This window comes from Hippea maritima DSM 10411 (assembly GCF_000194135.1).
GTDB lineage: Bacteria > Campylobacterota_A > Desulfurellia > Desulfurellales > Hippeaceae > Hippea > Hippea maritima.
Genome location: NC_015318.1, coordinates 201,153 through 225,398, shown reverse-complemented (window position 1 = coordinate 225,398; position 24,246 = coordinate 201,153). Strand labels below are relative to the sequence as shown.

Annotated in this window: 23 protein-coding genes and 1 other RNA gene; 4 read left to right on the top strand and 20 right to left on the bottom strand. The window is 37.5% G+C overall.

Going from position 1 to position 24,246, the window contains the following annotated elements; genetic code table 11:
- Position 1 precedes the first annotated feature (1 nt).
- The 11 genes from HIPMA_RS01160 to HIPMA_RS01110 are packed head-to-tail and all read right to left on the bottom strand — an operon-like array spanning position 2 to position 9,454.
- Positions 2 to 583: a hypothetical protein gene (locus HIPMA_RS01160; RefSeq protein ID WP_041323914.1), complete on the bottom strand. Its 582-nt coding sequence runs from the start codon at positions 581 to 583 to the stop codon at positions 2 to 4.
- A complete protein-coding gene (locus tag HIPMA_RS01155) occupies positions 576 to 1,331 on the bottom strand; it encodes a tetratricopeptide repeat protein (protein WP_013681249.1) in 756 nt (251 codons plus the stop codon). Before HIPMA_RS01155 ends, HIPMA_RS01160 begins: the two co-directional genes overlap by 8 nt.
- Positions 1,318 to 2,385, bottom strand: a complete 1,068-nt coding sequence (gene aroB / locus HIPMA_RS01150; protein WP_013681248.1) for a 3-dehydroquinate synthase — start codon at positions 2,383 to 2,385, stop codon at positions 1,318 to 1,320. The genes HIPMA_RS01155 and aroB overlap by 14 nt, the downstream gene beginning before the upstream one ends.
- On the bottom strand, positions 2,358 to 3,434 hold the full coding sequence (locus tag HIPMA_RS01145; protein WP_013681247.1) for a type 1 periplasmic-binding domain-containing protein: 1,077 nt from the start codon (positions 3,432 to 3,434) through the stop codon (positions 2,358 to 2,360). The genes aroB and HIPMA_RS01145 overlap by 28 nt, the downstream gene beginning before the upstream one ends.
- Entirely contained in the window at positions 3,431 to 4,060 is a 630-nt protein-coding gene (locus tag HIPMA_RS01140; protein WP_013681246.1) for a uracil-DNA glycosylase, read from the bottom strand. The genes HIPMA_RS01145 and HIPMA_RS01140 overlap by 4 nt, the downstream gene beginning before the upstream one ends.
- Complete coding sequence (hisG, locus tag HIPMA_RS01135; RefSeq protein WP_013681245.1) at positions 4,057 to 4,662, bottom strand: ATP phosphoribosyltransferase; 606 nt, start codon at positions 4,660 to 4,662, stop codon at positions 4,057 to 4,059. The genes HIPMA_RS01140 and hisG overlap by 4 nt, the downstream gene beginning before the upstream one ends.
- Positions 4,659 to 5,915 carry a UDP-N-acetylglucosamine 1-carboxyvinyltransferase gene (murA, locus tag HIPMA_RS01130; RefSeq protein ID WP_013681244.1) on the bottom strand — a complete coding sequence of 419 codons (1,257 nt, stop codon included), beginning with the start codon at positions 5,913 to 5,915 and terminating at the stop codon, positions 4,659 to 4,661. Before murA ends, hisG begins: the two co-directional genes overlap by 4 nt.
- The gene (locus HIPMA_RS01125; RefSeq protein WP_218915357.1) at positions 5,915 to 6,385 is read right to left on the bottom strand and encodes a CoA-binding protein; all 471 of its coding nucleotides are present in this window, start codon (positions 6,383 to 6,385) and stop codon (positions 5,915 to 5,917) included. Before HIPMA_RS01125 ends, murA begins: the two co-directional genes overlap by 1 nt.
- The gene (gene fliN / locus HIPMA_RS01120) at positions 6,378 to 7,367 is read right to left on the bottom strand and encodes a flagellar motor switch protein FliN (protein WP_013681242.1); all 990 of its coding nucleotides are present in this window, start codon (positions 7,365 to 7,367) and stop codon (positions 6,378 to 6,380) included. The genes HIPMA_RS01125 and fliN overlap by 8 nt, the downstream gene beginning before the upstream one ends.
- An 11-nt stretch (positions 7,368 to 7,378) precedes the next feature.
- A complete protein-coding gene (fliM, locus tag HIPMA_RS01115) occupies positions 7,379 to 8,362 on the bottom strand; it encodes a flagellar motor switch protein FliM (RefSeq protein WP_013681241.1) in 984 nt (327 codons plus the stop codon).
- Positions 8,363 to 8,368: 6 nt separating this feature from the next.
- The gene (locus HIPMA_RS01110) at positions 8,369 to 9,454 is read right to left on the bottom strand and encodes a protein-glutamate methylesterase/protein-glutamine glutaminase (RefSeq protein WP_013681240.1); all 1,086 of its coding nucleotides are present in this window, start codon (positions 9,452 to 9,454) and stop codon (positions 8,369 to 8,371) included.
- Positions 9,455 to 9,558: 104 nt separating this feature from the next.
- Here HIPMA_RS01110 and HIPMA_RS01105 point away from each other — a divergent pair, with 104 nt between their 5' ends.
- Positions 9,559 to 11,550: an aconitate hydratase gene (locus HIPMA_RS01105; RefSeq protein WP_013681239.1), complete on the top strand. Its 1,992-nt coding sequence runs from the start codon at positions 9,559 to 9,561 to the stop codon at positions 11,548 to 11,550.
- A gap of 83 nt (positions 11,551 to 11,633) precedes the next feature.
- Here HIPMA_RS01105 and HIPMA_RS01100 read toward each other — a convergent pair whose 3' ends face one another.
- From HIPMA_RS01100 to hisF, 3 genes are read right to left on the bottom strand one after another with little or no spacing between them, the layout of a single operon-like run.
- On the bottom strand, positions 11,634 to 16,388 hold the full coding sequence (locus HIPMA_RS01100) for an NAD-glutamate dehydrogenase (protein WP_013681238.1): 4,755 nt from the start codon (positions 16,386 to 16,388) through the stop codon (positions 11,634 to 11,636).
- Between the two features lie 21 nt (positions 16,389 to 16,409).
- Entirely contained in the window at positions 16,410 to 16,907 is a 498-nt protein-coding gene (locus HIPMA_RS01095) for a MogA/MoaB family molybdenum cofactor biosynthesis protein (RefSeq protein ID WP_013681237.1), read from the bottom strand.
- On the bottom strand, positions 16,894 to 17,649 hold the full coding sequence (gene hisF / locus HIPMA_RS01090; RefSeq protein WP_013681236.1) for an imidazole glycerol phosphate synthase subunit HisF: 756 nt from the start codon (positions 17,647 to 17,649) through the stop codon (positions 16,894 to 16,896). The genes HIPMA_RS01095 and hisF overlap by 14 nt, the downstream gene beginning before the upstream one ends.
- Before the next feature lie 130 nt (positions 17,650 to 17,779).
- Here hisF and HIPMA_RS01085 point away from each other — a divergent pair, with 130 nt between their 5' ends.
- From HIPMA_RS01085 to HIPMA_RS08980, 3 genes are all read left to right on the top strand, one after another.
- On the top strand, positions 17,780 to 18,016 hold the full coding sequence (locus HIPMA_RS01085; protein ID WP_013681235.1) for a hypothetical protein: 237 nt from the start codon (positions 17,780 to 17,782) through the stop codon (positions 18,014 to 18,016).
- Positions 18,009 to 19,127, top strand: a complete 1,119-nt coding sequence (locus HIPMA_RS01080; RefSeq protein WP_013681234.1) for a helix-turn-helix domain-containing protein — start codon at positions 18,009 to 18,011, stop codon at positions 19,125 to 19,127. Before HIPMA_RS01085 ends, HIPMA_RS01080 begins: the two co-directional genes overlap by 8 nt.
- A gap of 98 nt (positions 19,128 to 19,225) precedes the next feature.
- Positions 19,226 to 19,702, top strand: a complete 477-nt coding sequence (locus HIPMA_RS08980; RefSeq protein WP_013681233.1) for a PaaI family thioesterase — start codon at positions 19,226 to 19,228, stop codon at positions 19,700 to 19,702.
- Here the strand turns inward: HIPMA_RS08980 and argJ are convergent.
- The 6 genes from argJ to ssrA all read right to left on the bottom strand — a co-directional run bounded on the left by argJ (position 19,699) and on the right by ssrA (position 24,233).
- Positions 19,699 to 20,901, bottom strand: coding sequence for a bifunctional glutamate N-acetyltransferase/amino-acid acetyltransferase ArgJ (gene argJ, locus HIPMA_RS01070; RefSeq protein WP_013681232.1), 1,203 nt, complete (start codon positions 20,899 to 20,901; stop codon positions 19,699 to 19,701). The two genes, HIPMA_RS08980 and argJ, sit on opposite strands and share 4 nt — an antisense overlap.
- Entirely contained in the window at positions 20,898 to 21,905 is a 1,008-nt protein-coding gene (argC, locus tag HIPMA_RS01065; RefSeq protein WP_013681231.1) for an N-acetyl-gamma-glutamyl-phosphate reductase, read from the bottom strand. The genes argJ and argC overlap by 4 nt, the downstream gene beginning before the upstream one ends.
- Before the next feature lie 39 nt (positions 21,906 to 21,944).
- Positions 21,945 to 22,334 (bottom strand): 30S ribosomal protein S9, encoded by a 390-nt coding sequence (gene rpsI, locus HIPMA_RS01060; protein ID WP_013681230.1) that lies wholly within the window; start codon positions 22,332 to 22,334, stop codon positions 21,945 to 21,947.
- Positions 22,335 to 22,345: 11 nt separating this feature from the next.
- A complete protein-coding gene (gene rplM / locus HIPMA_RS01055; protein WP_013681229.1) occupies positions 22,346 to 22,777 on the bottom strand; it encodes a 50S ribosomal protein L13 in 432 nt (143 codons plus the stop codon).
- Between the two features lie 84 nt (positions 22,778 to 22,861).
- Positions 22,862 to 23,749, bottom strand: a complete 888-nt coding sequence (locus HIPMA_RS01050; protein WP_013681228.1) for a glucosaminidase domain-containing protein — start codon at positions 23,747 to 23,749, stop codon at positions 22,862 to 22,864.
- Between the two features lie 114 nt (positions 23,750 to 23,863).
- Positions 23,864 to 24,233, bottom strand: a transfer-messenger RNA (tmRNA) gene (ssrA, locus tag HIPMA_RS09365).
- Positions 24,234 to 24,246: the final 13 nt, after the last annotated feature.

Sequence of the window (24,246 nt, the reverse complement as noted above, 5' to 3'; positions counted from 1 at the left end):
TCTATTTATTTTTGCTCTTATCGTCGTCTTCAAAATCTAACATAGCTGTTCCCAAAAAAGACGAAAATGCTAATATCTTCCTTCTACAATTAACTCTCTTAAACTTAACAACATATTCCCTTGCCCATCTTTCCATATCAACAGATATAAGCCAATTACTCCGCCAATCATTTGTATCAATGCTATCTATAGAAACCGGCCTTAAAATCTCACCACACGCAGAAAGATAGGTATTCCAGAATGAATTTTTATCCGAGAGGTTGTTTATGTCAAAATCGGGTGTATAAAATGCTACGTAGTATATATCATAGGAGTCAAATTCATCTAAGTACGATTCAAATCTCTTGTCTTTAATACTATGCGATGTAGTATTTATATAATAACTAAAGAGTTTTTTATTAAAATGAGTGACTTTAATTTTGGCAATAGTAGAGAAATCCCTATAGAGTGTATAGCTTTTTGTCCTTCGCTTCAAAAGTTGGGTATATTCTGTCTTATAAGTTGTAAAACCAACCTTTTCTAACATTGAACATGAGCTTAAAACAAACACCAAAGCCAAAAACAAAAAAATAAACCTACGCATCATTACCATCCTTATCGATATTTAAACCGCTCTGAGAAATAAGTTTATCCAGATCCTTTTTCGCCTCAATATTGTCAGGCTCCTTTTCAAGTATTTTTCTGTAAACCTTGATTGCATCATCTATATAACCTTGTTTTTCATAGAGCTTTGCAAGTGTTATTGTCGCTTCCTCTTCATCCCCTTCCTCGCTTTCTTGAGAACTTTCCTCTGCAGCCACCTCTTCTATATCCAATGCTACACTCTCAGGAACTTCTTCATCCTCAAGTTCTATTGTTGGCACATCCTCATGTTCACTCTCAAGCTCTTCCACTATCTCGCTTAATTTCTCTTCATCCGGCTTGGCTTTTGATGCGAGTTCTAAAAGTTTATCTTTAACCCAATCTGATGGTTCAAGTACGGCAAGTTTCTCATAAACACTAATAGCCTCGTTAAATTTGGAGAGCTTTTCATAAGTCTCACCAAGTAACCTCAATGCCTTCGTATTGGTTTTTTGTATGTTTACAGCAGTTTCAAGATAGGCAAGGGCAGACTCATAGCTACCCTCACCAAAAAGTATTTCGCCCACCTTCACTAAAGCAAGTGCATATCTTGGATATAGCTGTAATCCATCTATCAATGTCTGATAAGCCTTATCGCTTTCTCTGTTTCTGTAGTATAAAACAGCAATAGGGTAAAAATAAAGGCTTCTGGCTTTTCTCTTTTTGTAGTAGGATAGAAGTTTAGCTAACAGTCCTTTACTTGCCTTCATTTATAGCATCCATAATTACTTCCTTTGCAATACCGCTGCTGATTATAGAATTACCCACCCCCCTTGTCAAGATAAAACGCAAAGCCGATTCCTTGTTTTTCTTATCTTTAAGCATAATTTCATACGCTTCTTCAGCTTTAATATCCATATCAAGTCTGTAAGGTAACCCCATTCCTTCAAGGAGACTCCTAACCTGATTAATCAAGCTATCATCAATCAACTCAAGTCTTTTCGACAGCCCAAGAGCCATTATCATACCTATAGCCACAGCCTCCCCGTGTAGATACACCTTATATTCTGTCAAACTCTCTATTGCATGTGCAAAGGTATGGCCAAAATTTAGTATAGTCCTCAAGCCTTTCTCTTTCTCGTCAGCTTCAACTACTTCAACTTTATTTTTTATACTTTTCTCTATCAATAGTCTAATCACCTTATCATTTCTATCTCTTATGGCTTTGATATTGGCGCCTAAAAATTCAAACAACTCTTTATCCCTTATAATTCCGTATTTTACAATCTCAGCAAACGCCGATATATACTCCCTGTCAGGAAGTGTTTTCAAAAAACTAACATCCACAAATACAGCTTCTGGCTGATAAAAACTTCCTATAATATTTTTAAGGTTGCCGTAGTTTATGGCAGTCTTACCACCTATAGAGCTATCAACCATGGCAAGCAGGGACGTAGGAACATGAACAAGCCCAATACCCCTCATGTAAGTGCTTGCTGCGAACCCTCCTATATCACCAACTACTCCACCTCCAACACACACAAGTCTTGAATATCTATCAGCGCCTCTGTCTATCAAAAAATCATAAATCCTTAAAAGTTCTCTGTAATTTTTACTCTCCTCGCCAGCCTTTAGAACAAATATATCCTTTGATATGTTATTCAGATATTTCTCATGAAAAGAAAACACATTGCTATCAGTTAGTATTAAATTCTTTTTACCCTTTATCCTCTCTTTTATAAAATCGAGCATGCATTCACCCACAAATACGGAATACGGGCTTGTCGTTTTTACGTCTATCTGCTTAATATCTGTTTCGTGCACAGCCTCACCTCTTTAGCATTTAAAATTGGATAATCCAAAACAGCTCTGTTGCTATCATCAAAGAACATCAACCTACCAAGCACAAGCTGTTCGTCTTTTATGTCTTTTAAATTCTTACCAGCAAATGTCTCAAGTAGTAAGTTTCCTATATCAAAACCTAAAGCAGAAAACTGAGACGGGTCATCGCCATAGGTTTTTCTGTATTGATCAACAAAATTAACATTAAGCCTTGCTTTATTGCAAATGAAATAAGGTATTATAATTTTAACATTCTCAACAGCACTTAGATTCAAGCTTGCAAAATCTTTACTCATTTTGGTTGTTAGAACAAACACACCACCACTTTTAACATCATAATAGTCAAGCATACTTAAAAGATTTACAACAGATGGTGCCGAAGCAAACACTATAATTTTATCGGGAAAAAATTGTTGTTTAAATATTTTTTTTTCAGTTAAGCCACTAATCTTCCCTACTTTTACTATATCAAAGACATCCTTTATGAGATTACCATATAAATTAACAAACGACGGGAGGGGGTGGTCTACAACATTAAGCGCGCCACATTTTTTAACCTCATCCAGAAAAACATCCCTCTCCTTTCTACTAAGCTTATCCATAGAATAAAAGACAACAATACTACTATCTGGGCTTTGGCATATTTTTTGAGATAATTGATGAACTGCAGTTATAGGATTAAAACCATAATAAAATACATTAAAACAACTCTTTCGGGGCCTTGCAAAGGGTAAAATAACAACCACAGGTTTATTACAAAAGGCCTCAGTAAGATTATCAACATTCTCTGTCATAAACGGCCCAATAATTATCCTTGGGTTGCAGGATTCTACTTCAGAAAGAAAATCTTTAGAAAACTCATCCACTTTTGATAAGGAAATACCTGCAGGAAGGGCTAATTTAAATCCATTGAGCATATCTATAGCATAGTTTGAAAACCCTCCGCTAAATGGTGCCACAACCACAATATCGGCGGCAAAACAGCCAAAAGAAAAAAAGATAAAAACGATTATCAAAAGGTAGCGTTTCATTGCTCCAACAACTGCTTAACTTTTTTTAAGTCTTCAATAAATACATCTACAGCTTTTGGGTTTCTCAGAAGATAAGCTGGATGATAAAGCGGAATTACTTTTATGTTTCCATAAACAAAGACCTTCCCCCTTAATGTGCCCAAGGCGCCTTTTTGATTGGTTAGCTCATAAGTTGAATATCTACCCAGCGTTGCTATAATCTTAGGCTTTATTAGACTGATTTGCTGTTTTAGATACCCAAAACATGCAACAAGCTCCTCTGGCAAAGGATCTCTGTTGTTTGGTGGTCTACATTTTAGGCAATTTGCTATATAGACATCCTGAGGCTTTATACCTATATCACGTAGTATATCCCGGAGAAGTCTACCGGCTCTACCTACAAAAGGCCTTCCCTGAACATCTTCGTCTCTTCCTGGAGCCTCACCAACAAACATCAAATCAGCATTTATGTTTCCCTCACCAAATACAACATTGGTTCGTGTTTTATGTAGCTCACACCCTTTACATACAAGGGCTTTCTCTTTTAGTTTTTCAAACTCCTCTTCTTTTGTATATATATCTACAGGCTTCAGGTATTCTACATCAATATCTTTATAAAACCTCAATATATCTACGATGGATTTCATTTTATAAGATTTAAAAACTCCTTTATCTGCACGTTCTTTGTGTAGTAGCTAATTTTATTGCTAACCAAAATAGCAGTTGATTCAAATATATTCTCGATTACACTAAGACCATTCTCTTTTAAGGTTGTTCCCGTGGAAACAATATCGACAATACAGTCTGCTATGCCAAGCAAGGGGGCAAGCTCTATTGAACCATACAATTTTATAATCTCTGCATTCATGCCTTTTTTCAGAAAGTGCTTCTTTGCAATATTTACAAACTTCGTTGCCACTTTAACTGTGGATGTTTTTTTATTTAAACATTCTGGTTCTTTACCTGCGACCACCATTTTGCAATAACCTATACCCAAATCCAGAAGCTCAAATACATCACTCTTTGTCTCTTCTAAAACATCCTTGCCAACAATACCCAAATCTGCAGCACTATATTCAACATAGGTAGCCACATCTTGAGCCCTAACAATTAAAAAACGATACCTATTGCTTTTATCAAAAAAGAAGAGCCTTCTGGATGATGGTATTTCAACTTCAATTCCTACACCTTTTAATATATCTATAGTTTCATCCATCAGCCTCCCTTTAGGCAAGGCTATAGTAATCATTGTTTTACCCTCTTTATATTTGCACCCAAAGATGACAATTTCTTCTCCAAAGCCTCATACCCCCTATCAAGATGATAAATCCTTAAAACCTCTGTTCTGCCATGAGCGGCCAATCCAGCTATAACCAAACTCGCACTTGCCCTTAAATCCGTAGCCATAACGGTTGCCCCATCAAGATGACTCACACCCTCTATAACGGCTTTATTGCCAGATATCAATATATTGGCGCCCAATCTAATGAGTTCAGCCACATGCATAAATCTATTTTCAAAGATAGTCTCCTCAATTACACTTGTGCCATTTGCAAGTGTCAGAACAGCCATAAACTGTGCCTGCATGTCTGTTGGAAAACCAGGATATACGGCTGTTTTTATTACTACAGGCTCTATTTTTTTCCCCTTAATCTCAATTCTGGAGTCATCTATTTTTCTAATCGAACCGCCAACTTCTATAAATTTATCCACTATGGCATCCATAGCATACAAAGGCGCATCAATAAGCTCTATGGTCGAACCAGTAATCAAAGACGCACACATAAATGTCCCGGCTTCAATTCTATCGCTCATAACCCTATAGCTCACACCTCTTAGCTTAGATACACCTTCAACCTCTATGGTACTTTCGCCTTCACCTTTAATCTTTGCGCCCATAACCTTCAACATTTTTGCTAAATCTACAACTTCAGGCTCTTTAGCAGCATTTTTAATTATAGTCTTGCCTTTTGTCAACGCAGCGGCCATCAAGACATTTTCAGTCCCTGTCACGGTCGGTGTATCAAAATAGATTGTTGCACCCTCTAATCTTTCAGCTTTTGCTACAATATATCCTTCTTCTATTTCAACATCAGCTCCCAAATTCTTCATAGCTGCTATGTGTAAGTTTACAGGCCTAACACCTATAGCACAACCACCCGGCAAAGATACATGGGCACTTTTTAGACGGGCAAGAAGTGGACCAAAAACCAAAATAGATGCCCTCATTGTCTTTACAAGCTCATAAGGCGCAAAGTCTGAGTTTATGCCAGAACAGTTTATAAAAATATCGTCATTATCCAGGCGCTTACATTTACAGTTGAGTTTTATCAAAAGCTTACACATAGTATCTATATCTTTGAGCTTAGGTACATTGCTCAAAATTACCTCTTCATCGGTCAGGATAGCTGCAGCCATCATAGGGAGGGATGCATTCTTTGAACCACTTATATAAGCCTGACCTTGAAGTTTTGCTGGTCCTTCTATAACAAATTTATCCACTATAACCCCTTAGAGTATTTTTGATGAGCCTTTTTTAGGCAGTAATCCATAATAACTAAAAGTCCAGCCTCTTCTGCTATCCTTTTAGCCTCCTCTGATATAACGCCCTCTTGTAGCCAAAGAGCCTTTGCTCCAATCTTAACAGCCTTTTTGGCAATCTCAGGGCAATACTCAGATCTTCTAAAAACATCTACAACATCTACGGGTCTATCAATGCTTTCTAAGTCTCTATAGCACTTTCTGCCCAAAATCTCTCTGGATGCAGGACGAACAGGTATAACATCATAGCCATGATTTAGCATATACCGAGCAACATCGTTGCTTGGCCTTGTTTCTTTAGGACTTATACCCACAACAGCTATAGTTTTCATTTTTAAAATTTCTTTAATCTTTCTTTCTTCTTCCTTTGTCGGCTGACCAAAGTCAACCCTGCATACATCAGGTTTTGGTATTTCCATTACATCACTCACCTAAAGACTTAATTCTTTCTTCTCTAGTTTCTATGTGGGTTATTTTCACACCAAACTTTCCACCAACAACTACCACAATCCCCTTTGCAACAACCTTACCATTAACAAGTATATCCATAGGCTCCTCTATATTCTTATCAAGCTCTATAATAGAACCATCCTTTAGGTCTAATATATCCTTAATGAGCATATTCTTATCGCCTATCCTTATCTTAACATCTAGGTCTATATCCATAATAAGGTTCAAATTTTTGGGAGCTTCTAATGTTGCTTTTGAAGCTTGAGGTGCCGCTTCTTTAAACAACTCCTCTTCAACCTCTTTGAATGGAACCTCCTCATGCTCTATTATGGTCTCTTCTTGGGGTTCCTGCTGTTTAAATATTTCATCAAGTTCTATTTTTGGGGAAATAATATCTATAAGATCGTTTTCTATATTAGGTATAGCAACATCGTATTGAGACTTATAAAGTTTATCAGAATCTATCTCTAAAGGCTCTTTAGTTGCTTCTTTAACCTCAAATGATATAAAAGGAGAAATAGCCTCTTTTACCTGGGTAGAAAGATGACCAAAAATTTGAGAAAATAACTCTTTAAGGGCATCTAAATCCTCACTTTCCAACTCTTCTTTAGCCTCACCAGGCCCCATTAACATCAAGTCGGATAAAATAGAAGCAAATTTTTTATTTATTAAAACCACAAACTTTGAGTTTTTTTCCCCTGTTGTTACATCAACATTTATCACAATCTTACCATCAAAGCTAATCTCATTCTTCTGTATAATATTTAGATCTATAAATTTGGACACTACTTCTAATGAAAACGCAGTCTTTGTTACTTCTTCGATGGAAGAGTTTAATAAGTCAAAGAGCTTACTGACATTCTCATTTATAGCATCGCCATATGTGTTATCCTTCTGCTTATCCTCAGCATTACCGCCTAAAAGACTATCTATTTCATCTTGAGAAAGACCTTCTGCTATCATATAATCCCACCCTAACCTATTATTCGATTAATTTTTACAGCCTTATTATAGCCTTTCCTACCCAACTTTACTCCATATTTTTCTACTCCATTTATAAACACAGGTAGCTCATCATCAACTTTTTTATCTAAGGTCAATAAATCGCCTTCTTTCAAGGACAAAAAGTCTTCAACTTTCATTGCAGCTGTACCCAACCTAAATTCCAAATAAACCAAAACCTCTTTTAGAGTCCTTGCTATATCTTCTATTCTATCCTCTGTCGCTTTCTTTGAACGAGCTAATATATCATGGGTTCCTATTTTATTCAAGACCGGTTCAAGCACAATAACGGGCAAACACCAATTTATAATACCTGTAGTTTCACCAAGCTTAACCTCAAACACCACCAAAACAACAATCTCTGATGGTGCAACTATTTGAACAACATTTGGGCTCGACTCCTGCCCTACAACCTCAAAGCTTATATCTATTATAGGTTCCCATGAAGACCTCATCTCTTCCATAGCCTGCCTTACAACATCAAGTAGGATACTCTGTTCTATATCAGTAAAAGGCCTATTGATATTAGACGATTCACCAATTCCACCTAAAAGCCTATCAATCAGAGCAAAACCTATATCCGGCTCAAGTGAAAAGACAGCATTGCCATCAAGAGGGGAAAGACTTACAACATTAAAACTGACATTATTAGACAAGGAGAGAACAAATTCAGCATAGGTCATCTGATCAACACTTACTACCTCAATTTCAACAATCGAGCGTAAAAAAGCTGAAAGTTTTGAGGAAAAGTTTCTTGAAAATTTATCATGAAGGTTTTTAATGGCCCTTATCTGCTCTTTTGATACCTTATCAGGACGCTTAAAATCATAAACAGATATCTTTTTAGGCTCTACTAATTCTTCTAATGGTTCCTCTTCAACCTCTTCGGCTATCTCTTCTTTATCTAAATTATTTAAAAGGGCATCTATCTCCTCTTGAGATAGAATCTCAGGCATTTATTTCTACCTGCCAAGCACTATTTTGGATATAGTGGAAGCTATTTTATCAAGAGGAACAACAAAATCTGCTAAGCCAGTCTGCGTCGGTTTTCTGGGCATGCCCCAGACAACACAACTATCCTTATCTTGAGCTATAATCGTTCCTCCAACCCTTGCAACTTCCTGCAACCCCTTAAAGCCATCATCACCCATACCAGTCATAATAACACAAAGAGCTTTATCCCCGAATGTTTCAGCTACAGATTTAAACATAACATTAGCATTAGGGGTATATATGGTCTTAGGCTCATCACTAACTCTAACTATATACTTTGATCCACTTTTGGAGGCGGTCATCTGCATGCCTCCAGGGGCTAAATAGCCCTGATTAGACCTTAATTCCTCACCATCCTCAGCCTCTTTTACCTTTATCTTCGATACTTTACTTAAAGAGTTAGCAAAAACACCTGTAAATGTCTTGGGCATATGTTGCACTATCATTATAGGCACACCCAGTAAGGGAAGTTCTGAGAAAACCTTTTCAAGTGCGACAGGGCCACCGGTCGAAGCTGCTATTGCCACAACCCTTATATCCAATTTCTCTGGTTTTTTCTTAGGGCCTTGCGATATCTCCTCGGGCTTTTCTTCTTTTTCTTTATGAATAATTGAGGTGGCTTTAGCTTTTAGTCTTCTACCTCTAATTCTTGAGTTTTTAGCAGATAAGATCTTCTCAATTAAAATCTGCCTTGCTTCCTTGGCCGCAGACTTAAAGGAAAGTACATCGTTTTTTGATATATAATCAACAGCTCCCAAACGAAGAGCCTGAAGCGTTTCCTCTGCTCCATCCTTCGTTAAAGAGCTAACCATTATAACCGGCACGGGGTGGTCTTTCATAATAATTTTCAATGCATCAAGTCCATTCAGACGCGGCATTTCTATGTCAAGCGTAACAACATCTGGTTTTAAAGACTTTATTTTTTCTATAGCCTCTTGGCCATCTTTAGCTGTATCTATAACTTCAATTTTACCAGATTCTTCCAAAATTCGCCTAAGGTATTTACGAGAAATCAAAGAGTCATCCACAACCAAAACTCTTACTTTACTTTCCATACCACCTCCAAAAAAGCCTAAAAAACTTTGCTTTTTATCAACAAAAATGATATAAGCTTTACGGCAAAAAAGCAAATAAAAATTACAACTCAAGGAGGTTGAATATGGGTTTAACGGTTGCTCAAAAGATTTTGAAAGAGCATCTTGTGGATGGAGACTTGTTCTCTGGTGATGAGATTGGTATAAAGATAGACCAAACTCTTACACAAGATGCTACAGGAACGATGGCAGACCTTCAATTTGAACAGATGGGCGTAGATAGGGTAAAAACAGAGGTATCGGTAAGTTACATCGACCACAAAACTATCCAGATGGGATTTGAGGATGCAGACGATCACACATACCTCCAGACATTCGCTAAAAAGTATGGCCTTTACCTTTCAAAAGCAGGAAACGGTATCTGCCATCAGGTTCATATCGAAAGGGTAGGTGCACCAGGCAAAACACTATTGGGTTCTGACTCCCATACACCTACTGGCGGTGGTATTGGAATGATAGCCATAGGTGCTGGCGGTTTGGATGTTGCAAGTGCTATGGCCGGTATGCCATTCTACCTGCCAAGACCGAAAATACTTGGTGTTCATCTAACAGGTAAACTCAATCCTTGGGTTTCTGCAAAAGATGTTATATTGAAACTACTTCAAATATTATCAACAAAGGGTAATGTAGGTTGGATAGTTGAGTATTTCGGAAAAGGAGTAAAAACATTAACAGTTCCAGAGAGGGGAACGATAACAAACATGGGCGCAGAACTTGGCGTTACAACAAGCGTATTCCCATCTGATGAGGAAACAAAAAGATTCTTAGAAGCTCAGGGAAGAGGAGAGCAGTGGGCACCGCTTGAGGCCGATCCTGATGCAAATTATGACAGAATAATTGAAATCAATTTAAGTGAACTTGAGCCTATGATAGCTCAACCCCACAACCCAGACAATGTAGTAACAGTAAGAGAAGTCGAAGGAACGCCAGTTGACCAGGTTATGATAGGAAGCTGTACAAACTCCTCATATAAAGACGGTAAAACAGTTGCCGAGATTGTAAAAGGAAGAACAGTTCATCCAAACGTAAGTTGCGGTTATGCACCGGGTTCTAAGCAAGTTCTTAGAATGCTTGCCGATGAGGGAGAACTCTCCCATATTATCGCAGCTGGATTCAGAGTTCTCGAAAGTGCCTGCGGATTCTGTATAGGTGCTGGACAGGCTCCAAGGAATAACGCCATATCTATAAGAACAAATAACAGGAACTTCTACGGAAGAAGCGGAACAGTCACAGCAAAAATTTATCTTGTAAGCCCAGAAACAGCAGCAGCTTGTGCTTTAACCGGCGTTATAACCGACCCAAGAGATCTTGAAAGCAAATTCGGTATTAATTATCCAAAAGTAGACATTCCTGAGAAGTTCACAATCGATGACAGCTTACTTCTCCCACCAGCAGCACCTGAAGAAGCAAAGACTATAGAACTTTACAAAGGTCCAAACATAGTTGATCCTCCAAGTGGAGATCCTATGCCCAAGGACCTCGAAGGTCAGGTTGCAGGCAAGTTTGGCGATAAGATAACAACGGACGATATTATGCCCGCTGGTGATCTTCTAAAATACAGATCCAATGTTCCAAAATACGCTGAGTATGTATTTGTAAAGAGAGATCCAACATTTGCAAGCAGATGTCTTGAGAATAAGAAAAAAGGTGTATGGAACATAATCGTTGGAGGCGATAACTACGGTCAGGGTTCATCAAGAGAACATGCAGCACTTTGCCCAATGTACCTGGGCGTAAAAGCTGTTATTGCTAAAGCTATTGAAAGGATTCACAGAGCAAACCTTATAAACTTCGGCATTATTCCATTGACATTCAAGAATCCTGATGATTACGAAAAGATTGATCAGGGTGATGAGATTAAGATAGAAGGTATTAGAAAAGCACTTATAGACGGTACAGGTGAGGTTGTATTGAAAGATGTGACAAAAGGTATCGAAATCCCTCTTGAGTATCATCTAACAGAAAGGGAGAGAAAAACAATACTTGCTGGCGGTAAGATGAGACTTGCAAAAGATTTCGCAGGCAAGAGCTTCAAAGAAATTCAATTTACAGAGTAATCTAAAAAGTATTAAGAATTTAAAAAACCCCTTGTAAGCTATAAGCTTACAAGGGGTTTTTATTTTAACCTTTAAACAACCTTCTAATGTAAAAGCTTTTGAAGTTTATCATAGAGTAACATAGCAGGATGTAAGTTAATCGACTTTATGCCCATGATAGTGTCAAGATCGGTCTTATACTCATCATAAACCTCTCTTTTTGACTCTATCATGGCATTTATATCCCCAGCAAACTCTTTAATAAGTCTGATGGCCATCGTTATTTCTGCCAATATATAGTTTCTTATGACAGAGAACTGCGCCATCCTATCCCATTCATTAGCTATATGTATGGAGTTTATATAACCTTTTAGTTCTTTAAAGCCAAACGACCTATCTATAGTATCCAGCGCCTCAACGGTTGTCTTTATGTCTTTACCTAGCAACCTTGCTATGTGATAAGATGGGATAAATGGCTCTATAAAATATAGCCTTGCTATCTTCTTAGCCAAGGTCTCATCTACAACAGATTTCAAATCATCTACTTTTTTCAAATAGGACTCATGATACAATCCTTCCTCAACGCAAGTTGAGTAGTAATCGTTCAGCCATCCTTTTATTTCTTCCTCCTTCTTTGTGTCCAATGACACACCATCTCTAAACATATATATTTCGTTTATAGTAAAGGAATTTACAGCATCAAACATATCCAATGATATTTTATAGATCTCTTGCTGCGGAATCTTATTCTCATATTCAAACAGTTCGTTCCTCAGATTTAATATATCGAGTACATCGTATGAGAATATCATGGATTTCATGATTTGAGGAATGTGTTGGTCTGTCATCATATGAATCTTCAGCAAGCTTGTCGCTCCGTTATTATTGATAATCAAATTAACCATAAATGTAAAGGCTATTTCATTTTTCAATCTATGCTTTACTATGTAGTCTTGGTATTTAGCCCTAATTGTTGGTGGAAAATACATAATAGCATATTGGTCAATGGTATCCCCACTAAACACCTGACTCTTTAAAAGCTCGTTATAGACAAACATCTTATTTAGAGCAAGCATAACAGAAAGCTCCGGCCTGGTATAACCAACGCCCCTTGACACCCTTAAAGAAAGCTCTTTCCTATCGGGGAATGGATAGTCCTCTTTATGTAATACACCTTTATTCTTCAAAAAGTTATCTAACTCAAAGAATATATCAGGTTCCTGCTTTGAGCGCATTTCATCTAAACTAACAGCAAAGCTCTGCATGTAGTTGTGCGTCAAAACCCTTTGTGTAACTTCTTCGGTTAAATCCTCCAGCATTTTATTTCTTGCCTCTAAGTCTTTAAGAACACCATCTTTCATTAGTTGCCCTAAAAGTATCTTTAAGTTAACCTCGTGGTCTGACATATCCACGCCGGCAGAGTTATCCAATGCATCCGTATTTAGTTTTCCGCCCCTTAAGGCATACTCTATCCTTGCCTTTTGAGTTAACCCTAAATTTCCGCCTTCACCAACTATTTTTGCCCTGAGTTGGCTTGCATCTATCCTAACCGCATCGTTAAGTCTATCACCGACATCTTCATTGGTTTCATCTGTTGCTTTTACATATGTTCCAATGCCACCGTTCCACAAAAGGTCAACATCGGCCTGAAGTATAAGTTTTATCAAATCCTCTCCGCTTACCTCATTCTTATTGGTCTGTAGAAATTCCTTTGCTTCTTTTGTTAGCTTTATAGACTTTGCATTTCTATCTACAACAAATCCACCTTTTGAGAGGAGTTTCTTATCATAATACTTCCACGTCAGTCCGTTATCAAACAACCTTTTCCTTTCTTTGTATGAAGCTTCAGGATCTGGATTGGGGTCTATAAATATCTCTATATGGTTAAAGGCAGCCTTTAGAATAATCTTGTCTGTATAAAGCATTCCGTTTCCAAAAACATCACCGCTCATATCACCAATGCCCACAACAGTAAACGTATCCGTAAAGACATTCTTGCCCATTTCTCTAAAATGCCTTTCTACGCACTGCCAAGCTCCCCTTGCTGTAATACCTATCTTTTTGTGGTCATATCCATGTTTACCGCCGCTCGCAAAGGCATCCTTAAGCCAGAAGTTATACTCTTTTTCGCTGATTTCGTTTGCTATATCAGAGAAGGTAGCAGTACCTTTGTCGGCAGCAACAACTAAGTATGGGTCAAATTCATCATAACATACAACATCTTCAGGTCTTATTTCATTGTTATTCTCATCTATATTATCCGTTACATCAAGCATACCCCTCATGAGGGTTCTGTAAGCCTTTTTACCTAATTCAATCCATTCTTCTCTGTTTTTTGCTACCGCCTTGACTATAAAGCCGCCTTTGGATCCAACGGGTACGATAACTGCATTCTTAACCATCTGCGTTTTCATAAGTCCTAATATCTCAAGCCTAAAATCGTCCTTTCTATCGCTCCAACGTATGCCACCACGGGCAACCTTACCGCCTCTGAGATGGCAGCCCTCCATAAAAGATGAATGTACATACACCTCAAACATGGGCCTTGGTGATGGCATTGTAAGAATCTTTGATGAATTAATCTTTAAGGATATGTAGTGATATTTTTTGTTTCTCTTGTAAAAATTGGTTCTAACGGTGCTTTCTATGATATTAAATAGCGAATGGACTATTCTGTATTCGTGAATGTCGTTTATCTGCTCAAGCTCGTTTTTTGTTTTTTCATAAACTTTTTTAACCTCTTCTTCACTAGCAAGCTGGGGTGAGAACTTATTTTCGAAATAGTCTATAAGCATACTGGCAAGGTGCGGATACTTAACTAAAACGCTTATGATGGATGCCTTTTTTATCTGGAAGTTTATCTGCATCAAATAATTACTTAATGTTCTCAAAACATCTATATACTTATAACCCATTACAGCCTTTGTTGTAAGTTCATTCAGACCGTCATCTTCTACTATACCTCTCCAAATGGCTTCAAAATTTTCATTTATTGTCTTAAATAATTTATCTGCATTAGTTAGATCTAACTTTGCTGGATCTACAGAAAACCTCTGGATATAGACAATCTTCTTGTTTATCTCTATGCTTACAAAATCCTCATACAAAACATTCAGACCCATATTGTTGAGTTTTGGCAGTATTTCATAAAGAGGCAACTTATTAAGAGAGTAGATGTTAAAAAATATACTATCGCCTTGAGTGTATATATCGGCCTCAACCTCTTGTGAGGTCAAAATTTTCTCAAAATGCTCTATGTCAAATATAGCCTCATCGGGTGAGGTTTTAGAGATGTACTCATCATCAAAACTATTCATGTATTTATTGATATAGTAGGAAGCCTTGCCGCTGCCATACATATCAGCCAAAGCAGACCTAAAGTTATCCTTCCAACTTGAAACTATTTCTTTTAGGTTTTCTTCAACCACTTCAACATCTATTTTAGGTTTCTTGTATTTATCAAAAATTAGATAATAGTGAATTCTTATAATTCGAGGACTTTGTGTTATTATTTTATATTCTATATCTTCGGTTTTCAGTGTTTCACTGAGGAATTGGGTAAAATTCTCTATATTCTTCTGTGAATAAAACTTAACAGGCAAGACAGCTATCAAATAAACTCCATGAACCAAATTTGCCTGCCTGGTTAATATTTTTATCCTTTTCTCTGTCTCGCATGTTAAAAGTTCTTCAAGTAGAATTTTCAAATTCTCCGTGCTCGATATAAACAAGTCATCCTTAGTTAGCGTATTAAATATGTCTATCATGTGTTTGTATTCAAAAGAATCTTCTACAACATTCTCTTCAAACAATATCCTATCAAGTTTGGATTTCAAAAACGGAATATTGGATGCCTGTTCCTTTAAAGCCTTGGATGTAAATAGTCCCAATATTATATGTCTTTTTATTACCTTTAAATCTTTATCAAATTCTGATATAGCTATATAGTCCATTCTGCGGGTGTCATAGACATTGCTCTTTGAGTTCGTTTTATCTATAACCAAAACATTCCCAGCCTTTACCGTATCCAGAGCACTCTCTGGAAGCTCCTTTATCGATATCTTATCCTTAAACATAGACCTTTCGATTTTTCTTAGAATACCCAAACAACTCGGCTTGTCCATTTGAATAAGTATGTCATCTTCTTCATAGTCCAGCCTATATGTTCTCATGCCTAAAAATATAAAGTTTTCATCAAGTAGCCACATCAGGAACTCTTTAATATCCTCTGTATCTTTTTCACTTATCTTTTTAAGATATATCGGGTCGTTGAGTTTTCTCGCAATATCTTTGACCCTTTTTTCCATATCTTTAAAATCCGATACAGCAAGCCTGCCTTCCTCAACAGAGTTTACAATGTCTTTTCTAAGTTTGTCTTTCTGTATATCACTAATAGCATCAAGCAAAAACAGCAAATAAAGCTCTTTGTTGCCACTTTCATGGGGGAACTCTATCTTTGTAAGTTTTCCGCTTTTAGCCCTTTCTATAACAAATATGGGTTGAATACTAAAATCTATATAAAATTCATTTAGGTTATTGATAATTGATGTTATACTGTCAACAATAAATGGATTGTTATCTGTGAGTAGTTTAATTTGGGTATAGTTTTTATTTTCTATCTGTATATCCTCAAGCTCGAGCTTTATATCATCCCTCTTCTCCAAAAGGAATTTTATGCTGTCCTCAATAACTCTATTTAAATACTTAAAAGGAAATTTCTCAGAAAAGCTTTCTACCTTTGAATATTTCAAAGACGAATCAACAAAGACCTCAACAAGTTCCTCCTCAAAACCCTTTTTCACAAGGTCTTTCTTCAGAGCCTTGACAACCTTAACGTAATTGTCTCTGGATAGTTCCATAAATTCCCCCTCTAAAAAGGTTTAATTTTCACCGCAAGGTGTATTATCACCCTTGAGTTTATCAACAGCATGCTCTATTACATCAATAATATACTCCAAGTCCTCTTTAACAGCCTTTGGAGAGCCTGGTAGATTTATAATAAGAGTGAAATTTCTAACACCGGCCACCATCCTGGAAAGCATAGCCCTCTTCGTTTTAGTAAGGGCGTTATAGAGAATTGCTTGAGGAATGGCCGGTATCTCATAATCCAAAATCTCTTTTGTTGCATCCGGTGTAACATCTCTCTTATAAAGACCCGTGCCACCCGATGTAATAACCACATCAACATCTGAGTCATTTGAAAGTTCAATCAATTTTTCCTTTATCAAGTCAAATTCATCGGGGATAATATCATACCTAACAAGCTTAAAACCGTTGGCTTTTAGAATCTCATCAACGATAGGCCTAACCCTATCTTCCTCGGGATTTCTAAACTTTGAATCACTCATAACAACAAGAGCAAATCTATAATCTGACATTTATACCCATACCTTTTAGAAATTTTTTAACATCTGAGATGGTGTAAATACCAAAGTGAAATACGCTTGCCGCTAAAGCTGCCTCAGCCTCAGTTTTTTCAAATATCTCTTGGAAGTGTTTAAGTTCTCCAGCACCACCACTTGCTATAACAGGTATATCAACCGACCTACTTATAAGTGAAGTTAGCTCTATATCGTAGCCATCTTTCGTTCCATCTGCATCTATGCTTGTTAAAAGTATCTCACCTGCACCCCTCTGTTGCACCTCAATCGCCCACTCAACAGCATCAAGCCCCGTAGGCTCTCTTCCACCTTTCACAAAAACCTCAAAGCCATTGTCAGTTCTTTTTGCATCTATAGCTACAATTATACACTGACTACCAAAGATTTTACTTGCTTTATCTATAAGCTCTGGATTTTTAACAGCTGCTGAGTTTATGGAAACCTTATCTGCTCCAGCCTTAAGTAAATCTTTAATATCCTCTATACTACGTATGCCCCCACCAACTGTCAAAGGCATAAACACCTTTTCAGCCGTTCTCCTAACAACATCTATAATCGTTTTTCTTCTCTCATAAGTAGCCGTTATATCTAAAAACACAAGCTCATCTGCACCTTGTTTATCATAAATAACGGCCTGCTCGACTGGATCTCCTGCATCTATTAACTCGACAAAGTTGACACCCTTGACCACCCTTCCTTTATCCACATCCAGGCAAGGTATAATCCTCTTCGCCAGCATAGAAAACTCCTTTTAACCAAGCTAAAATAGATTATAATCTTTAAAAATATTTAATTCAAGGCTTTTAACGATTAAATAACCAGATAGGTCCAAACATACTTACCACCTAAAGCAAATAGAGGTAATATCTATGTCTGAGAATGAGAATGATAGAAAAGAGAGTGGAGGCACCAACATGGAAGTGAAGAGAATAAGAAAGATAGTAGGGGCAGAAAACCTGAAAGTAGGTTTTCTGCCCGTTAAATCTTTCTCTTTCTCAAGGGCTGATGCAGCCCACATCCTCTTTTGCATATTCAAATCACTGGATTTGAATATAATAGGAAGACCCATAAAACTCCTAAAGGGATGGAGGCTGCATCATGGATAGTATATACCACACTTTGAGAAAATCAAACCCTGCAAGTGCAAGAATTTTGGTCAGAAAGGTTTTAGAGAAAAACAACGGCAATGTCTCAAAAACAGCAAGAATACTTGGCATATCAAGGGCTACAGTGAGAAGGGCAAGGGATGGAGAACTAAATGACTTATCAAGAAGACCAAAGAACATAAGAAAAAAGATAGACTGTTCTCTTGAAAAACTCATTGTTGAAGAGGCAAAAAGCACAGGGTACAGATACAGGCTTCTAAGCTATTACCTAAAGAACAAATACTCCATAGAGATAAGCGAAAACACAATAAAGAAGGTTTTAAAGAGAAACAGGGTGAGGAAAAAGAAAATAAGGACTCTAAACAAAAACAGAAGGCATCTTTATGATTATGAACACCTGACGCCCTTTAGCCACCTTCAGATAGACACAAAACACATACTGGATGAAACATCTCTACCAAAGAGCGTGTATAGACACATAGAGAAATACGACCTGCCAAAATATGAATGGAACGCAATAGATGTAAAAACGAGAATGAGATTTACAGCTTACTCCCATACTCTTTCTGCATCCTTTGGATTTGCTTTTATCCTTTTTGTCGTACTGTGGTTAAAGCTGCACAATGTAAGGGGAAAAATAAACATAAGGTTGGACAACGGTTCTGAATTTGCATCCTCAAGCAGAAGAAAATTGGATGAATACAACGAATTCTTTTCAAAACTGAATGTAGAGTTAAAACCCATACCACCAGGTGCAAAACACCTCCAGGCTATAGTTAAAAACTCACACAGAAAAGACGATGAATCATTTTTCTCCATTCATCCAGAAAGGTGCAGGAATGACGCTGAGTTCTTGCTCAAAGCTCAACAATGGCAGGATACATGGAATACAGCAAGGCCTCACTATGGCATAGACATGAACGGCCTAACGCCTTTTGAGAAACTGAAATCAACAAAAGCTATGATATCTGAAAACATAGTAAGGTTTCCAACCTTACTACTGGAAGATATCATAAGGGTAGCAGGCTACCCTTATGAATGGTTGAGTAAGTTTGTGAACCTGTATATATTTAGTAGAGGTGGTAAGTATGTGTGGACCACTTACCTTTAACGATTAAATTAAATCATTTATTTTTCTATAAACCCTTGGTATTTTATTATACCAAATAAATTCTTGAAAAAACAGATATACTATGAAAAAATAACAATATGAGGAATTTACCAAGATACAAGAAGTGCTTTATATGCGGCAAGGAAAACCCCACAGGGTTAAACTTAACATTTAAAACGGATAACAAAAAAGTATATGCCAAAGTTAAGCTAAACACAAACTACATAGGCTACCAAGACAGAATCCATGGTGGTATAGCCGCTTCCATTTTGGATGAAGCTATGGGTTGGGCATGCAGCGTAATAACAAAAAAGCTCTTTTTTACAGCCGAGCTCAAGGTAAAATACAAAAAACCAATACCTCCCAACATAGAGCTTAGTGTCGAGGCTGAGTATACAACAACAAAACACAACATACATTTTGCAAAGGGAACCTTAAAGGACAAAAATGGAACTGTATTAGTTATAGGTGAGGGTAAATATGTATCTATAAGCCAAAAAGAAGAGGAGGAAATCCTAAAACTAATGCATCACGAACCAGAAAATGGAAATCCTGTAACTATTGATGATATCTAAGTGTGGTATTCTGCATTTATCTTAACATAATCATAGCTTAAATCACTAAACCACATATTGTAGGTACAAACGCCTATTCCAAGATCTACCAAGATTTTTATCTCGTTATTTTTCATATAGGCCTCAACCTTGGTCTTATCAAAATCCGCCCTTCTGCCGTATGCAAATACCAATGTATCCCCTATAAAAACCTTCATTCTATTGATAGAAAAATAGGCTTGAGAGTATCCAATTGCATCAACAATCCTACCCCAGTTTGGATCTTCTCCAAATATAGCTGTTTTAACCAATAGTGAGTTTGCAATGCTTCTTGCTATAAGTTCCGCGTCTTTTTTTGAAAATGCACCAACAACTACAACTTCCGTAATTTTAGTTGCACCTTCGCCGTCTTTCACTATCATCTTGGCAAGATTATTGCACAGCTGCGTTAGTTGGTCGGTAAAGAACCTATATATCTCATTCTCATTCTCTATTTTTTCGTTTGGGGCTTCGTTTGTAGACATAATAAAAACCGTATCGTTTGTCGATGTATCACCATCTACGCTAATTCTGTTAAACGATTTATTTACAGCCTCTCTTAGGGCTCTATCAAGCATATCATGTGTTATATTTATATCCGTAGTTATGAAAGCAAGCATCGTTGCCATATTGGGATGGATCATGCCAGCACCCTTAGCCACACCACCTATATGAAATTGCTTTCCGTAGAAACTACAATCTAAAGCATACTCTTTCTTAAAAGTGTCGGTTGTCATTATGGCTTCTGCAAAACCCGAAGCATTGTGAGACAGTGTAAAGGTAAGGTTATCTAATGCAGAAACTATCTTATCATAGGGCAAATCCTCACCGATTATACCAGTCGATGCAACAAAGACCTGCTCCTTCAGTATGCCCAATTTTTCGGCTGTCTTTGTTACAATCGCATCTACGGCCTCAGACCCGTTTGAGTTGCAGGCATTGGCATTCCCACTGTTTACTACAACAGCACGTATATCGGGTAATTTCTTCATTAGGGCCATGTCATAGATAACTGGTGCTGCCTTAATAGCGTTCTTGGTGAACACAGCAGCAGAAACAGTAGGTTTTTTAGAATATATTAGTCCTACATCTAATTTTTTCTTTGTTAAGCCAGCATATACAGCTGAAGCTTCTATAGATGGGACTACACAAATTGATCCTTTTACTTCTTTTACTTTCATGGATAGTAAGGATAGGGCATTAAGCCCTCTTTTTCATCAAAATTAAATATAACATTTAAGTTTTGAATAGCCTGACCCGAGGCACCTTTAATAAGATTATCTATAACACTTATCACAACAAGTTTTCCTACTCTCTCATCATAGTACGGATATATATCACAAAAATTTGTACCCCTTACATTGTTCAATGTAGGCGGTTCGTCTACCACTCTAACAAAAAAGTCGTTTTTATAAAAATCTTTATAGAGTTCTTCTACGTTGGCTCTTTCTTTCAAGGAGGCATAAATAGTGGAAAGTATCCCTCTCTGAAGTGGCAAAAGATGCGGTATAAACTCAACTGTTATATCGTTATTATACCTTCTTAGCTGCTCCTCCATCTCTGGTATATGCCTATGACCTGTTATAGAGTATGCCTTGAAGTTTTCATTAACCTCACAAAATTGCAGCCCATCTTTAGCTGCTCTTCCGGCGCCACTAACACCAGATTTTGAATCTACTATCACAATATCATTAATATAACTTGCCACTGGCGCCAAAGCCAAAATTACGCTTGTTGCATAACATCCAGGATTCGCTACTATCCTGGATGCTTTTATCTGCTGACGGTTAAGCTCAACCAAGCCGTAAACGGCATTCCTAAGCAGATCTTTGGCGGGGTGTTTAACCTTATACCACTTTTCATATTCATCGACTGAAGACAACCTAAAGTCTGCGCTTAAGTCTATAATTCTAACCTTATCGTAGATATCCTTAACAACGGAAGCAGAAACTGTGTGCGGTAAAGCTAAAAAGACAGCATCCAAAGAAGCCATTCTATCTACGCTTATTGGCTCAATTACATTATCATACACACCCTCAAAAAGCGGATAAATATCCGAAACCTTTCTGCCTGTCTCACTCCTTGAGGCTATGTAACTAACTTTAACACCTTTATGATTTATAAGGAGCTTTAATAGTTCAAGGCCAGTAAAGCCTGTTATTCCAACTATACCTACTTCTAACATACACAAAAAAGAAAACCCCACTGACGTGGGGCGGGGGTGTTATCTCTTGGACCATTGGAAGGATTTTCTTGCTTTCTTCCTTCCATATTTCTTTCTTTCTTTTGCCCTTGCATCTCTTGAGAGTAATCCCAAAGGCTTCAGTGTGGCTCTCAAATTGGGATCATATTCTACCAAGGCTTTGGAAATCCCGTGTCTTAATGCCTCAGCCTGAGCCATAATCCCGCCACCTTTAACGGTGGCATACACATCTATCTTGCTATTTAAACCAACCAAATTGAGTGGGTAGAGTATTTTTAACTTGGCTTCTTCCAACCCACCAAAATACTCATCCAGCGTTTGTTTATTGATATTTATATTTCCTTCACCCTGCCATACCCAAACCCTGGCAACGGCAGTTTTTCTTTTTCCAGTTGCATAATATTTTTCCATTTAGCACCCCTTTAAACTTCTATTTTAACAGGATTTTGAGCTTTATGTGGATGATCGGCCTCAGGATAAATCTTTAATTTTGTAATAAGTTTATTGGCCAACCTATTCTTAGGGAGCATCCCTTTTACTGCGTGTGCTATAACCCTTTCAGGATATTTAGCAATCATATCCTTAGCCTTAACAGCCTTCAGTCCACCTATATAACCACTGTGTCTGTAGTAATATTTTTGTTCTAACTTCTTTCCTGTTAACTTAACGTATTTAGCATTAATTACAACCACAAAATCACCCGTATCAACATGGGGCGTAAATGTAGGCTTATTCTTACCCCTTAATATATCGGCAATTTGGGTTGCAATCCTTCCCAATGTTTTACCTTTAGCATCTATCAAATACCACTTTCTTTTGTCTGGCTCAAACTTGGCCATGAATGTCTTCTGCATCGCCCCTCTCCTTTAAAAAGTCAAATTCCAAAAGCAAAGCTTTTTATACTGAAAAAAGCCCCTATTGTCAAGAATTAATATATTTTATTCTAAAGCTAAACCCTTTGGGTTTTCTGCCACAAACGTCGATGGATAGAGCTTGTCAAATTTAGCTAAGTTATTGGATGATATAATTCTCTGCACTAAACGAACATAAACCCCTCTTCTTGTAGAATATAGGGTTAAATATTCTGCCAGTTTATACGGATTTGGATATCTACCCATTCTATAGCGTGCTTCTCTTAATCTTTTATAGGCTGGACTTCTGTCAAGATTTAACATATAACAAACCGTTGCATCGTAAAGACTCGAAAATCTTCTTACAATATCGCCTGGTCGTGGATGTTTCTTGTGTATACCGTAGACATTGTTGTAATAAATAGCAAACCTTGAACTACCCCACCCAGACTCTATGCCAGCCTGAGCTATAAGCAAACTCACAGGAATACTACCGCTCTTTTTAATAAGCTCATTGATTGTTTTGCATCTAAACTTCCTAAGACCGTATGCCAGAAGTTTCTTATCCGCCTCACTCAATGGTTGATTGTTATCAAGTTTCTCTTTTAGCTTAATAAAAAGCTCATGTTCCCTATCGAATTGTGCCTTCACAGTAAAGGCTATAGGCAACATAGCCTTTATAAACAACTCTTTTCTCTGTTTTGCATCCAAATGAGCAAAATCCCTCGGAAGACTCTTTAAAAGATATGGTTCTATGGCAAAGAAATAGCTATTCAATGGACTATAGAGAGAAAGCCTCTCTTTCAGCTGTTGTGTGTTTTTAACCGTATATAAAACAACACCTCTATTCTGATAGGGTGTTTTACCGAACACAAGCAACGCTATACCAAAAACAAAAGCCAAAGCAAATAAAACTATAAAAATCAGCGCTGCGACATTCGTCTTGGGTTTTAAAACAGGTCTCTTTACACTCATCGGTTGTCGAATATACTCCTTTTTTTCTCCAAGTCAAGAAAAATGGCTTTAAAAAGCCAAAAACTAAAAATCATTTAACTTAGTTGCTTATAACCACAAAATAAATTAATTTTTTGGTGGAGACGGCGGGAGTTGAACCCGCGTCCAGGCGTGCGTCACAGTCGAGAGTTTTTACATGCTTAGCTTCCTTTTTTATAAGCAAAACCACTGGGACAAAGGAAGCCAAACCCGTTGTGGTTTGCACCTGAAGTAGGTAATTCGGCTATCGCCTTCAGGCAAACGATAGCCTTCAGCGCTTTGAACTCTAAAGGCCTATCTACACCCCAAAGCGCCAAAGGGTGTAAAAGACCTGCCGCCTGCAATTAGGCAGCTAAAGCGTACTCAGTGTCTGCGTTTCTTTTTTCCTGCCGGTTTTACGAGCAAGCAGGAGCTCGGCATGACCCTCGGCTGCTAAAACACCCTGTCGAACCCAGAATGCGTCCCCTTTTTGCAGGGAG